At 65.4% G+C, this 13791-nt stretch carries 10 protein-coding genes; 6 read left to right on the top strand and 4 right to left on the bottom strand.

Annotated elements, in window-relative coordinates; translation table 11 throughout:
* Positions 1–284: 284 nt before the first annotated feature.
* Entirely contained in the window at positions 285–1037 is a 753-nt protein-coding gene (locus ACEN9H_RS18000) for a sulfite exporter TauE/SafE family protein (protein WP_056128757.1), read from the top strand.
* 86 nt (positions 1038–1123) lie between these two features.
* On the opposite strand, the gene ilvD is transcribed toward ACEN9H_RS18000, so the two are convergent.
* Positions 1124–2986 carry a dihydroxy-acid dehydratase gene (ilvD, locus tag ACEN9H_RS17995; protein WP_413671497.1) on the bottom strand — a complete coding sequence of 621 codons (1863 nt, stop codon included), beginning with the start codon at positions 2984–2986 and terminating at the stop codon, positions 1124–1126.
* A gap of 286 nt (positions 2987–3272) precedes the next feature.
* Here ilvD and ACEN9H_RS17990 point away from each other — a divergent pair, with 286 nt between their 5' ends.
* Both ACEN9H_RS17990 and ACEN9H_RS17985 read left to right on the top strand, forming a co-directional pair.
* Positions 3273–5606, top strand: a complete 2334-nt coding sequence (locus ACEN9H_RS17990; RefSeq protein WP_413671496.1) for a pyrroloquinoline quinone-dependent dehydrogenase — start codon at positions 3273–3275, stop codon at positions 5604–5606.
* 102 nt (positions 5607–5708) lie between these two features.
* Positions 5709–6608: an alpha/beta hydrolase gene (locus ACEN9H_RS17985; protein ID WP_413671495.1), complete on the top strand. Its 900-nt coding sequence runs from the start codon at positions 5709–5711 to the stop codon at positions 6606–6608.
* A 259-nt stretch (positions 6609–6867) separates the two neighbouring features.
* Here the strand turns inward: ACEN9H_RS17985 and ACEN9H_RS17980 are convergent, their stop codons facing one another.
* A complete protein-coding gene (locus ACEN9H_RS17980) occupies positions 6868–7761 on the bottom strand; it encodes an NAD(P)/FAD-dependent oxidoreductase (protein WP_160409010.1) in 894 nt (297 codons plus the stop codon).
* Positions 7762–7933: 172 nt separating this feature from the next.
* Here ACEN9H_RS17980 and ACEN9H_RS17975 point away from each other — a divergent pair, with 172 nt between their 5' ends.
* Positions 7934–8638: a TetR/AcrR family transcriptional regulator gene (locus tag ACEN9H_RS17975; RefSeq protein WP_413671494.1), complete on the top strand. Its 705-nt coding sequence runs from the start codon at positions 7934–7936 to the stop codon at positions 8636–8638.
* 43 nt (positions 8639–8681) lie between these two features.
* Here ACEN9H_RS17975 and ACEN9H_RS17970 read toward each other — a convergent pair whose 3' ends face one another.
* Positions 8682–10349 (bottom strand): sodium:solute symporter family transporter, encoded by a 1668-nt coding sequence (locus ACEN9H_RS17970; RefSeq protein ID WP_413671493.1) that lies wholly within the window; start codon positions 10347–10349, stop codon positions 8682–8684.
* Positions 10350–10580: 231 nt separating this feature from the next.
* Complete coding sequence (locus ACEN9H_RS17965; protein ID WP_413671492.1) at positions 10581–12185, bottom strand: methyl-accepting chemotaxis protein; 1605 nt, start codon at positions 12183–12185, stop codon at positions 10581–10583.
* Between the two features lie 203 nt (positions 12186–12388).
* Between ACEN9H_RS17965 and ACEN9H_RS17960 the strand changes: the two genes are divergently transcribed.
* Together ACEN9H_RS17960 and ACEN9H_RS17955 are read left to right on the top strand one after the other, a co-directional pair.
* Positions 12389–13039: a cytochrome c3 family protein gene (locus tag ACEN9H_RS17960; protein WP_258853805.1), complete on the top strand. Its 651-nt coding sequence runs from the start codon at positions 12389–12391 to the stop codon at positions 13037–13039.
* On the top strand, positions 13018–13782 hold the full coding sequence (locus ACEN9H_RS17955) for a hypothetical protein (RefSeq protein ID WP_413671491.1): 765 nt from the start codon (positions 13018–13020) through the stop codon (positions 13780–13782). Before ACEN9H_RS17960 ends, ACEN9H_RS17955 begins: the two co-directional genes overlap by 22 nt.
* Positions 13783–13791 lie beyond the last annotated feature (9 nt).

Raw genomic sequence — 13791 nt, 5'->3', positions numbered from 1 at the left:
ATGTCAGATCGAATTGCCGTGTAGCAAGCTCTTTGCCGAGAAATGTCATGGATACGCGGGGAAAACAACACTTGATTAAGCGATCAATAACTAAATTTTACAAAAGGATTTTCGATTCGCTACGCGATTTTGACGCCTTGTCAACGCAGCAGGAGTCATCTGATTTGTCGTTCCGATATTTAACAGGCGGGCATGGCGGGCGTGATTGTGCCTTCGGCTGGGCCGAAGCGTGACGCCGGAATTGCCGGATTGCGGGCGCACCGCCCGCAGACTACCATCGTGGCATGAATACTATGATTCCTACGTTCGCGGCAGGCGTGGCGGCCGGTGCGATGAATGCGCTGGCGGGCGGTGGTTCGTTCGTCAGCCTGCCGGCGCTGATCGCGGCCGGTGTGCCTCCGGTCCAGGCGAATACGTCGAGCACCGTCGCGCTGTTTCCGGGTGGATTGGCCAGCGCGTGGGCCTACCGCGACGGCCTGGGGCCGGTCGGCACCGTGCCGCTGCGTGCGCTGCTCGTCGCGACCCTGTGCGGCGGGCTCGTCGGCGCCGTGCTGTTGCTGCGGACGTCATCCGCCGCGTTCACGGCCGTGCTGCCCTGGCTGCTGCTGGTGGCGTCCATCGCGCTCGCGTTCGGGCGGCGCATCGGTGAAGCCCTGCGCGCGCGCTGGCGCATCCATGCACGCGCGGTGCTGGCCGTGCAGTTCGCGCTGGGCGTCTACGGCGGTTATTTCGGCGGGGCGGTGGGGATCATGATGATCGCGATGTGGGGGCTGCTCGACAACCGCGACCTGAAACTGTTGAATGCGCCGCGCACGCTGCTGGTGAGCGCGGCGAACACGGTGGCGGTACTCGCGTTCATCGCGGCCGGCGCGGTGCGCTGGCCGGAGACGCTGGCGCTGCTGGCCGGCGCGACGCTCGGGGGGTACGGCGGCGCGCACATCGGACGGCGGGCGCCGCCGGGCGTGATCCGCGCCGTCACGCTGTGCGCGACGACCGCGATCACGGTTGCCTTCTTCGTCAAAACCTACTTTGTGTGAGGACACCATGCTGCAGGCATTGCTCGCAACCATAGGCGTGCTGGCCATCGCGGCCAGCATCGCCGCCAAGTTCGTCAGGCTGCCGGTCAGCGCTTCAGTTGCGACAGGTCGCGCACCGCGCCGCGGTCGGCCGACGTGGTCAGCGCCGCGTAGGCCCGCAGTGCCTGCGAGACTGCGCGCTCGCGGTTGACCGGCTGCCACGCGGCGTCGCCGCGCGCTTCCATCGCCGCGCGGCGGTGCGCCATCTCTTCAGCCGTCACGCGCAGGTTGATGGTGCGGTTCGGGATGTCGATGTCGATCGTGTCGCCTTCCTCGACGAGGCCGATCGCGCCGCCTTCCGCCGCTTCCGGCGACGCGTGGCCGATCACGAGGCCCGACGAACCGCCGGAGAAGCGGCCGTCGGTGAACAGCGCGCACGCCTTGCCGAGACCCTTCGACTTGATGTACGACGTCGGGTACAGCATTTCCTGCATGCCCGGGCCGCCTTTCGGGCCTTCGTAGCGGATGATCACGACGTCGCCGGCGTGCACCGTGTCGCCCAGGATGCCTTCGACGGCCGCGTCCTGGCTTTCGAACACGCGCGCCTTGCCGGAGAACTTCAGGATGCTTTCGTCGACGCCGGCCGTCTTCACGATGCAGCCCTTTTCCGCGATGTTCCCGTACAGGACCGCGAGGCCGCCGTCCTGCGAGTACGCGTGGGCGCGGTCGCGGATGCAGCCTTCGGCGCGATCGAGGTCGGCGCTGTCGAAGCGCTCGGCCTGCGAGAACGCGACCTGCGTCGGCACGCCGCCCGGCGCCGCGCGGAACAGTTGATGCACGGCCTGGTCGTCGCTGCGCTTGATGTCGTATTTCTCGATCGCGTCGCCCAGGGTCGGCGAGTGCACGGTCGGCAGCGACGTGTCGAGCAGGCCCGCGCGCGCCAGTTCGCCGAGGATGGCGACGATGCCGCCGGCACGGTGCACGTCTTCGATGTGGTACTTGTTCGTCATCGGCGCGACCTTGCACAGGCAAGGCACGTTGCGCGAGATGCGGTCGATGTCGGCCATCGTGAATTCGACGCCCGCCTCGTGCGCGGCGGCCAGCAGGTGCAGCACGGTGTTGGTCGAACCGCCCATCGAGACGTCCAGCGCCATCGCGTTCTCGAACGCGGTCTTGGTCGCGATGCTGCGCGGGAGGATCGTGTAGTCGTCGCCTTCGTAGTGGCGCTTGGCCAGGTCGACGATCAGGCGGCCGGCGCGCAGAAACAGTTCCTTGCGGTCGGCGTGCGTGGCGACGATGGTGCCGTTACCCGGCAGCGACAGGCCCAGCGCCTCGGTCAGGCAGTTCATCGAGTTCGCCGTGAACATGCCCGAGCAGGAACCGCAGGTGGGGCAGGCCGAGCGTTCGATTTCCGCGACGTCGGCGTCGGAGATCTTCGAGTCGCCGGCCTGGATCATCGCGTCGACGAGGTCCAGCTTGATGATCTTCTTGTCGTTGTTGACGACCTTGATCACCTTGCCCGCTTCCATCGGGCCGCCCGACACGAACACGGTCGGGATGTTGATGCGCATGGCGGCCATCAGCATGCCCGGGGTGATCTTGTCGCAGTTCGAGATGCAGACCATCGCGTCGGCGCAGTGGGCGTTGACCATGTACTCGACGGAGTCGGCGATCAGGTCGCGCGACGGCAGCGAGTACAGCATGCCGCCGTGGCCCATCGCGATGCCGTCGTCGACGGCGATCGTGTTGAATTCCTTGGCGACGCCGCCCGCCGCTTCGATCTCGCGCGCCACCAGCTGGCCCAGGTCCTTCAGGTGCACGTGGCCCGGCACGAACTGGGTGAACGAGTTGACGACGGCGATGATCGGCTTGTCGAAGTCGCCGTCCTTCATGCCGGTCGCGCGCCACAGGGCGCGGGCGCCCGCCATGTTGCGGCCCTGGGTCGTGGTGTGGGAACGGTAAGTCGGCATGGTGTCTCCTCGGGAAATCGTAAAACCCCAAGAGTGCCGTGGGTATGGCAAGTTGTCCAATATATGATTCGGTGGGCTGTGATTCGCATTTCATATCACATGCGCAGCAGGGTTTCGAATCGAACGGCCCGCCGCGAAGGCGAGTCCTATAATTTCTTCAACTGAATTCACAAGCGGCAAGCTACGTCTTGTCTGGATGGACCACGGTGTGGCCTGGGTGATGGGTTCGCGTCTTCCCGGCTACGGAGAAAGCACCGAGCCGATTCTAGTGGAGGAGCGTACGGGCATGGCACGGAGATTTCATGGTGTAGCGAGGGCGACGCTGACGATCGCGGCGCTGACGGGGCTCGGCGTCGCACTGTTCAATTATTTCGCGCCGATGACGGGCGTGACCGGAACGATAGGCGCCCTCGCTGTCGTCGTGTCCACCCTGTTGCTGGCGTTGCTCGGCATTGTCCTGGTGCGCGGGCGTACCGGCCGCTCCCGGCTCGTGCCGGTCCTCGCCCTTCTGATGGCGCTCGGCACCCTGGCGGCGGCCTGGCTGCTGCATGAGTTCCTGCTGGTCGCCGCCATGGTCATCGCGCTGCTGGCGCTGGCGGTCGATTCGATGAGTGGTCCGGACAGGCACCCGGTGACGACCGTCGCGTCGCTCTTGCTCGTGCCTGCTCTCTGCATCAGCCTTGGCCTCGCAGCCATCGGCCGGCTGCCGCCTGCGACGGCGCAGGGGGCGGCGGCAGCCGATCATGGTCGCGACTCATCGGGGCAACAACCACCGGCAGCCCCAAAGCCCATCTGGAATAGCTTCCACGGGCAATTGAGCGCGCAGAAATACTCACCGCTGGCGCAGATCGATACCTCGAACGTGGGCAAGCTGAAGCTGGCATGGCAGTACCATACCGGGGATGTCTCCGACGGCAGCGGCGGCAAGCCGCCTACCGTCTGGTCGGCCACGCCCATCTACGCCAACGAGACCCTGTACATCGGCACGCCTTTCTACCGGATCATCGCCCTCGATCCGGCGACCGGAACAGAGCGTTGGCGGTTCGACACCCACTCGACCCTGAAGGCGCTCACGCAGCCCGCGTTGAAGACCCGCGGCGTCGCCTACTGGGAAGCCCGGCATCCGGTCGCGGGCCAGGCCTGCCAGAAGACCGTCTACATCGGCACCATGGATGCGAGGCTGTTCGCCGTCGATGCGGACACGGGAAAGCCGTGCCCCGGCTTTGCCGACCACGGCGTACTCAACGTCAACAAATGGAACAACATCAATGATGCCTGGCCGCTGTCGGTGCTCCAGCCGCCCACCGTGGCGGGCGACCACCTCATCATCGGCTGGGCCGGCAAGGACTGGGCGCTGGCCGAGGCGCCGCCGGGCAGGGTTTTCTCGGTCAATGCGCGCACCGGCAAACTGGAGTGGGTCCTGAACGTTCTTCCCGACGATATCGTCAGGCAGAGCGGCACTGCCAACGTGTGGACCGCGATGTCGGTCGACGAGGAGCTCGGGCTCGTGTACTTGCCGGTGTCGTCGCCTTCGCCCAACTACTGGGGCGGCAATCGCGCCGAACCCGTCCCGCTTGCGACCTCCACCACGGCTGTCGACATCGACACCGGCAAGGTGGTGTGGTCGCGTCAGTGGGTGCACCATGACCTCTGGGACTACGACATCAATTCGGCACCGACGCTGATGGACATCACGGTCGATGGCAAGACGATCCCGGCGCTGATGCAGGCGACCAAGATGGGCTACCTGTTCGTCGTGAACCGCAGGACCGGCGAGGATGTCTGGCCGATCGAGGAGCGCCCGGTCCCTACCGGCAATGTCCCCGGTGAGGTTTACGCGAGGACCCAGCCGGTTCCTACCCGACCTGCGCCGCTGCTGGACCAGTCCCGCAAGCCGAAGGTGTGGTGGATTGCCGACATGGTTGGCTTCGGCCAGTGCTCGCGCCTGTTCGATGCAATGCATTACGATGGCATGTACACGCCGCCGACCGCCGGGGATGCAGGCACGCTGGGCTATCCGTTCAGCGCCGGCGCCGTCCAGTGGGGCGGTGTCGCTTTTGACCCGCGCAGCGAGACGGCGATCGTCAACACGTCACATCTCGTGCAGCAACTCAAGCTGTTGCCACGCGACGTGTACAACAGCGTGGCCAAGGGCTCCGGCGCCGAGCAGGGCTTCTATCCGCAAAAGGGGGCGCCGTTCGGCATCATGCTGGAAAACGCGCTCAACTGGCTCGGCATGCCATGCTGGGAACCGCCCTTCGGCGAACTTGTCTCGATCAATATGAAGACCGGCGCGATCAACTGGCGTCGCCCCGTCGGGGCATCCCAGCAGTACGGCTTCTACATGCCCGAGAGCCTGGGCTCGCCGACCATAGGCGGGCCGGCCGTGACCGCAGGCGGCCTGATCTTCATCGGCGCCTCGATGGATGCGAAAGTGCGGGCCTATTCGCTGGCGACGGGCAAGGAGTTATGGTCCGACCTGGTCCAGGCCCCGGTGGTCGCGAATCCGGCGGTGTACGAATACAAGGGCCGTCAGTACGTCGCCTTCGTGGCCGGCGGCAATCCGATCATCAAGGACCAGGTGGGCGACCAGCTGGCGGTGTACGCGCTGCCACGGTGACCTGTATCGACCGGGCCGCGCGGAGAACGATGGGCAACGATGGTCGAGCTCGATCGCGTGCGCAAGCAGGCCAGGTGTCGGCATGAAAATGTAATATAAGGCATGCTAATCCGAACCATCGTGAATGCGGGGTTGCGCCGCACCCTGAAGCCCCTCTGGAACGACATCCCGTCCGTCGCGCGCATGCGCGCCGCGTATCACCGGATCGACCGCCTGGGGACGCTCGGCAGGCGGCCCGTACGCGTCGATGTCGCCGACGTCGGCGGCGTGGCCGTCGAATGGATCGGGCGGCCCGCTGCGGCGCGCGAGGGCGTCATCCTGTATCTTCACGGCGGCGGTTTCGCGGTGCGTGCCGCGGCGGCCGATCGCCGTTACTGTGCCGGCCTGGCGCGCCGTACCGGATGCCCCGTCGTGCAGGTGCCGTACCGGCTCGCGCCCGAGTTCCCGTTCCCGGCGGGCCTGGACGACTGCTGCGCCGTCTACGCCGGCCTGCTTGCCGCCGGCATCCCGGCGCACAAGATCGTCGTGATCGGGCATTCCGCCGGCGCGAACCTGGCGCTCGTGTCGCTGATGCGGGCGCGGGACAACGGCTGGCCCCAGCCGGCGGGCTGCATCCTGCTGTCGGCGCCGGTCGACCTGACGGCCGGCAGTCCGTCCGCGACCGCCAACGCGGCGCGGGACAGCATGCAGTCACCGAACATCTGGCCTTGGGTGCGGATGACGTACCTTGGCGGCGTCGCGCCGGACCACCCGGACGTGTCGCCCCTGTTCGGCGACTGGGCGGGACTCGCGCCGCTCCATTTCCACGTGTCCGACACCGAGATCATCCTCGACGACAGCAGGCGCGCGGCCGAACGCGCGCGCCGGGCCGGCAACCGCGTGACGCTCACCATCTGGCACGATGTGCCGCACAGCTTTTATTACATGAACGCGTTGCGCGAGGCGTGGCGGTGCCGGGCGGAAGCGGTGGCGTTCATCGGCGCAGCCTTGCAGCGGCGATAGAACATGTCCGCCGTCAAGATCGTTGATGAGCGATGCAGCGCGGCGATAGGCTTGTGGGACAACAGGGGGCAGGTGCGTATAGGCGCTTCGCGGTGGAAAGCGCATAGCCGTGGCCTGCCGCAAGACGTCCTCGAAAGCGAAAGCGCTGCCCACAGGCTGCGCTTTCATTCAGGATTCGCCAGCACCTATCAGCGCGTCCTGCGCGGTGACCGTCGGAACGGCGAATCGCCAGAAGAACGCTGGGAGGGAATCGGCGTACTCAAACCAGCATCGACTGCTGGGCAAAGATGCCGGCCATCGCGCCTTGCCACGTGGCCGTGGTCACCGAGGGCATTTGGGGATTGGCGAGGTCGCCTGCGGCATAGATACCCCGCATGCTGGTTTCGCGGCGCTCGTCGACTTTGAGGGCGATGCCCTGGGGCGTATCGACTGTGGCAAGGCCCAGCGATTCGTGCAGGCGTGCGGATGGCTTGTTGCGCGGATGCGCGAACAGGATGTCGACCGCGACTTGGGGGCCGGCATCGACTTTGACGGTGGTGTTATGGCTCTCGTGGTTGTCAATCTCGGTGATGCGGCCACCGACGACCGGGATGCCGCGGCGTGCCAGATCTGCCCGGATCTCCGGTGGAATGTCATGACCGTTGGCGAAGACCGTCAGGGTGTCGGTCCAGTCGTGGTACAGCCTGACATAGTTGTGCGATGGGGGGCCGGACCAGACGAGGCCCCAATGCCGGCCGGCGACTTCAAAGCCGTCGCAATAGGGGCAAGGCACGATGGAGGTACCCCAGCCTTCGGCGAAGCCCGGAATGCCAGGCATTTGATCGGCGACGCCGTAGCTCAGGATCAGACGGCGCGCTTTGAGGCTTTCGCCATTGCCGGTGAGGACGGAGAAATCGTCTATGGCGCCAGAGACGCTCTCGGCCCGGGCATTGACCAGTTTGATCATGGGATAGCGCGCCAGCTGCTGCCGCGCCTCAACCAGGATATCCAGCGGTGGCTTATGGTCGTGGCCGAGCAGCCCATGCGAATGGTCGGCGAAACGATTGCGCGGCAGGCCGGTATCAAGAACTGTGACCGTGCGGCGGGCACGACCGAGCTGCAGCGCGGCGGCGAGGCCGGCAAAGCTGCCGCCGATGATGATGACGTCATTCATGGTGGTGGGTTCCGTGTTGTCGATGGTTGAGGTTGACTTTGCGGTGGAACGTGCTTGGGCGAGACCGGTGGTGGAAAGCGCGATCAATTTCAATCACAGTGGATTGCACATTTCGGATACTATGCAGTATCCTAGATCGTGAATTAAGATACTGTCAAGTACCGAAAACAACGTGAGCGAAAAAAAACAGGGGCGCCGCGGCCGCCCCACCAACGAAGCACTTGGCCAAACGATAGTCAGCGCCGCAAACGAACTCTTTGTAGAGCTGGGGTTTCAAGCGACGACAATGGACAAGGTCGCCCAGCGGGCGAAGATATCCAAGCTAAGCATTTATCGGCATTTCGAGAACAAGGAGGCGCTGTTCAGCGCGGCCATCACGGCCGGCTGCCATCAGTTGTTTGCGCCACAGACCGTTCTTGAAGGCGTCGACGGTTCGGTCGAAGATCGACTGATGGCGGTGGGATCATCGCTGCTTCGCGTGCTGTTGAGATCAGACGTCCGCAGTGTCGAAGCCATGGTCATGGCCGACAAGACGAATCAAAACTCGTTAAGCAAGCTCCATTACGAAGCCGGCCCCGCCCATGTCATCGCCCAAATCGAGGCCCTGTTGCGTCAGTTGCACGCGAACGCGCTTCTGAACGTGCCCGATCCTCTCGGGTCTGCCCGCCTGTTTGCCGCGCTTTTCAAAGGATCGGATCTCCTGATGATCGCACGCTTCGATCAGGCGAGAGCAGCGGACGACAACGAAATCGAATCCTACTGCCGTTCCGCCGTCACGATGTTCATCGCCGCGCACGGTAGCAACGGCCACGCAGGCGGATGTCCGAAGCTGCAGCGTAGTCCGGCGAAGCCCAGTGCTGGAGTCATCCTGAAATAAAAAAAGGCAGCCCGCAGGCTGCCCTTGTTTTACGCGAAGGTGGTTACCACCACATGCCGTAGATCGTGGCCAGCACGACGCAGATGACGGCCGAGCCCAGGGCAAACGCGCCGTCGACCTTGAACAGCTTGGTGTCGACGATCAGTCCCTTCACCTTGCCGCGGGCGAACACGGTGCTGAGCAGGACCATGCCGGCGACGACCAGCCAGAACACGATGAACATGCGGTCCAGGAACGGGATCTCGTAGACACCGCTGCCGTTGTCGTGGGCGAAGCCGATCGGGGCGAGGAAGGACAGGTCCATCATCCCCGGCAGGAACTTCAGGATGATCGAGAACACGAGACCGCCCACGGTCGCGAACATCGCGGCGCTGGACGTGGTCTTTTTCCAGAAGAAGCCCAGCAGGAACATGGCCAGGATGCCCGGCGAGACGAAGCCCGTGTATTCCTGGATGTACTGGAAGCCGCCCTTCTTGTCGATGCCCATCAGCGGCGCGATCAGCACAGCCAGCAGCATCGACACGACGACGGTCATGCGGCCGATCCACACCATCTTCTGCTCGGTGACGTTCGGGTGGAGGCGCTTCTGATAGATGTCCAGCGTGAAGATCGTGGCGATCGAGTTGGCCTTGCCGGCCAGCGACGCGACGACGGCGGCGGTCAGCGCCGCGAACGCGATGCCTTTCAGGCCCGACGGCAGCAGTGCCAGCAGGGTGGGGTAGGCGCGGTCCGGATTCAGTTCGCCGCCGACGCGCATCGCATCGCCCAGCACGCCGGAACGGTCCAGCGCGAACGCGGCGATACCCGGCATGACGACGATGACCGGCATCAGCAGTTTCAGGAACGCGGCGAACAGCAGGCCTTTGCGGGCGGTGGGCAGGTCGGCGCCCAGCGCGCGCTGCGTGATGTACTGGTTGCAGCCCCAGTAGTTCAGGTTCACGATCCACATGCCGCCGATCAGCGTGGACAGGCCCGGCAGGTCCATGTAGTTCGGGTTGTCGCGGCCCAGCACCATTTCGAAGTGGTCGCGGGTCGAGTTGTACAGGGTCGAGAAGCCTTGCAGCGCGCCGTGGCCGTTGCCGAGTTTGGCGACGAGGTCCAGCGCCAGCCACGTGGTCACGAGGCCGCCGATGACGAGGCAGGTCACCTGGATGACGTCCGTGTAGCCGATGACCTTCATGCCGCCCAGCGTGATGATGGCGGCGAAGACGGCGAGGAACAGCATGCAGGGCAGCACGCCGATGCCGGTGACGCTGCCGATGGCCAGCGCGCCCAGGTACAGGATCGAGGTCAGGTTGACGACGACGTACAGGCCGAGCCAGAACAGCGCCATCGTCGTGGCGACGGCCTTGCCGTAGCGCTGTTCGAGGAACTGGGGCATCGTGTAGATGTGGTTCTTCAGGTAGACCGGCATGAAGAACACGGCGACGATGACGAGCGTGGCGGCGGCCATCAGTTCGTACACGGCGATGGCCATACCAATGCGGAAGCCCGAACCGCTCATGCCGATGAACTGCTCGGCGGAGATGTTGGACGCGATCAGCGAGGCGCCGATGGCCCACCACGTGAGCGAGCCTTCGGCGAGGAAGTAGTCGTGCGAGGCGGAGGTGTTCGCGCTCTTCTTGCGGCGGTAGACCCACAGGCCGTAGCCGGCGACGACGACGAAGTAGAACAGGAAGACAATGGTGTCCAGGCGGGAGATCAGGTTCATGAGCGTTGTCTCGAATGACGGACAGTGCTCGAACGAAGCGCCATCCGCTGGTTGTTATATCGTCCGCCGAAGCCGGCGACGCCGACTCCGAGCTTCCAATCTACAAGAGATTATCGGAAACGCCCAGGAATTGCTATTCCAAAATATGCTTTTCGCACACTTTTATAACATAGTTTGTTTGCGCAAACATCGCCTTCCACGGCGCCGGGCGGCGCCGTGGGGTGGATGAGATCAGGCGACGACGAGCGCCCGGCCGCCGGACGAACGGCGCGCGGCCTCTTCCAGCTTGAACACGCTGACGAGATGGTCGAGCGCCTCGGCCTGTTCGTGCAGGCTCTGGGCCGCCGTCGCCGCTTCTTCGACGAGGCCGGCGTTCTGCTGGGTGACGGTGTCCATCTGCGAGACGGCCTTGTTCACCTGCTCGATGCCGGCACGCTGTTCGCGGCCGGCGTGGCTGATCTCGACCATCAGCTCGTGCATCTGCTGCACGGTCTGCAGCACTTCGCGCATCGTGGCGCCGGCTTCGGAGACGAGACCCGCGCCCGCTTCGACCTGCTGGACGGAGGCGCCGATCAACTCCTTGATTTCCTTGGCGGCGGCGGCCGAACGCTGGGCCAGCGTGCGCACTTCGCCCGCCACGACGGCGAAGCCGCGGCCCTGTTCGCCGGCGCGCGCCGCTTCCACGGCCGCGTTCAGCGCGAGGATATTGGTCTGGAAGGCGATGCCGTCGATGACGGCGATGATGTCGACGATCTTCTGCGACGACGCGTGGATCGATCCCATCGTGTCGACGACGCGCGCGACGGCCGTGCTGCCCTGCTGGGCGACGCCGGCCGCCGTGTCGGCGAGGGCGTTGGCCTGGTTCGCGTGTTCCGCGTTGTTGCGCACGGTCGCGGTCAGCTCTTCCATCGAGGCGGCCGTCTGCTGCAGGGCGCTGGCCTGCTGCTCGGTGCGCGAGGACAGGTCCAGGTTGCCGGCCGCGATCTGCGTGGAGGCGCTGGAGATCGTGCCGGTGGCGGCGCGCACGTTGCCGACGATGTGGGCCAGGTTGCCCTGCATCGCCTTCATCGCGGCGAGCAGGCTCGATTGGTCGCCCGGGCGGGTCTGCACGTCCATCGACAGGTCGCCGGCCGCGATGTGCTTGACGATGTCGGTCGCGTAGTCCGGCTCGCCGCCCAGGCGGCGCATCAGCCAGCGCGTGAGCAGCGTGGCGCCGGCGGCGCCCAGCAGCACGCAGCCGCAGACGAGCGACATGATCAGCACGCGCGATGCCGCATAGCGGCGCGAACCATCGAGCGCGGCGGCGCGCCCGCCTTCGGTGTATTTGTCGACGGCCTTGTCGACGTTGGCGCGGATGGCGACGATCAGCTTGTTCGATTCGCCGCGGATCAGCGACTTGGCCAGGTCGTCGTCGTTCTGGCGCGCGGCGGCGCGGACCTTGGCGTCTTCCGCCATGTAGCGCTGCCACAGGTCGAGGAATTCCGCGTAGCTCTGCTGTTCATCCGGCGATTCGAGCAGCTTGACGTAGTCGTCCTGCATGCCCTTCAGGTCTTGCAGGTCTTGCGCGATCACCTTGTCGTACTTGTCCATCTCGGCCGGGTCGCTGGAGATGATGTATTGCAGCTCGCGCGTGCGGATGCGCGCGACTTGCGACTTGATGTCTTCGATGACGCGGATGCCCGGCATCCAGTGCCCGGACAGGCGCAGCGAGGTGTCGTTGACCTTCGCCAGTTGATGGATCGAGATCGCGCCGACCAGCGCGGTGAGGGCGAGGACGGCGGCGAATGTAATGCCCAGCTTGCTTGCCAGGCGTAAGCGGTTGAACCAGTTCATCATCTGATACTCAAAAATGTTTCTGTAAGCCAACTATGATAACCGACATTCAATGTTGATGTCATGCAATCTGGATATACGTATATTCCACAATCAAATTATTTTGTACAAATGCTTGCTGCCCAGCGGTAACGTGTGCGGTGTTGCATGATTGACAGCCTATACTGCGTTCGTGTGTTCCGGATCCACTACCGTTCTCATGCACGATGACGCCACCGTTCTCCCGTTCCGCAGTCCTGCTCGTCAAGCTGATCCTGCTGGGTCTGCTGGTCGGGGTCGCAACGTGGATCGCGCTGGCCCGCTGGACCATGTCGCCGCGTAACATGACCTTTGCCCCCGTCGCCCAGCCCATCCCGTTCAGCCACAAGCACCACGTGGCCGACGACGGCATCGATTGCCGCTACTGCCACACCTCCGTGGAGAACTCGGCCACGGCCGGGATGCCGTCGACGTCGGTCTGCCTCAGCTGCCATTCGCAGCTGTTCCTCGATTCGCCGCTGCTGGCCAAGCTGCACGACAGCGCCCGCACGGGCAAGCCGCTTCACTGGGCGCGCGTGCACGACCTGCCGGATTTCGTCTATTTCGAACACGACATCCATGTGGCCAAGGGCGTCGCCTGCATCGAGTGCCACGGGCGCGTGGACCAGATGCCCATCACATGGCGCACGGCGTCGCTGGAGATGCAATGGTGCCTGCGCTGCCACCGCGACGCGCCCAACCACGTGCGGCCGCTGAACCAGGTGCTGTCGATGGCGCCGCAAAAGCCGCTCAGCGCGGACGAGATCCGCCAGCTGAACCGCCTGTACCACCTGCGCGATGCCCAGGCGCTGACCAATTGCTCCACCTGCCACCGATGAAGACGCATCCTGTTTTCCCGATCGCCCAGGACGAGCCGGCACGGCGCCGCTTCCTGAAGCTGATGGCCGCATCGGCCGCGCTGGCGGGCGCCGGGTGCAGCGGGCCGCCGGGCGAAACCATCGTCCCGTACGTGACGATGCCGGAGCAGGGCGTGCCGGGCCTCCCCATGTTCTATGCCACCGCGTTCGTGCGCAACGGGCTCGCGCACGGCGTGCTCGTGGAATCGAACATGGGGCGGCCGACGAAGGTCGAGGGCAATCCGGACCATCCGGTGAGCGCGGGCGCCACCGACGTGTTCGCGCAGGCATCCATCCTGCAGTTGTGGGACCCGGACCGGTCGCAGGCCGTGTTCCGCGGCGAGGAGATGGCGACGTGGGGCGCGTTCGAGGCCGCGCTGCAGGCACGCCGTCCCCGCTTCGAACGGGACGGCGGCGCGGGCTTGCGCATCCTGACGGGCACCGTCACGTCGCCCACGCTGGCGGCGCAGATCGCGGCGCTGCGGCAACGGCTGCCGAACCTGCGCTGGCATGCGTGGGACCCGCTGCACGACGAGGGCGCCGCGCCCGGGGCGCAACTGGCGTTCGGCCGGCCGCTCGATCCGGTGTACCGGCTGGACGAGGCGCGGGTCGTGCTCGCGCTGGATGCCGATTTGTTCGGCACGCTGCCCGGCAGCCTGGCGCACGCGCGCGCGTTCACGGCGCCGCGCCGGCTGGGCGACGCGCCGGACGCGAACCGCCGGTAGGTGCGGGAG

Source organism: Massilia cellulosiltytica (assembly GCF_047325105.1).
Taxonomy (GTDB): Bacteria; Pseudomonadota; Gammaproteobacteria; order Burkholderiales; family Burkholderiaceae_D; genus Telluria; species Telluria orientalis.
This window is presented reverse-complemented; position numbering and strand designations above follow the sequence as displayed.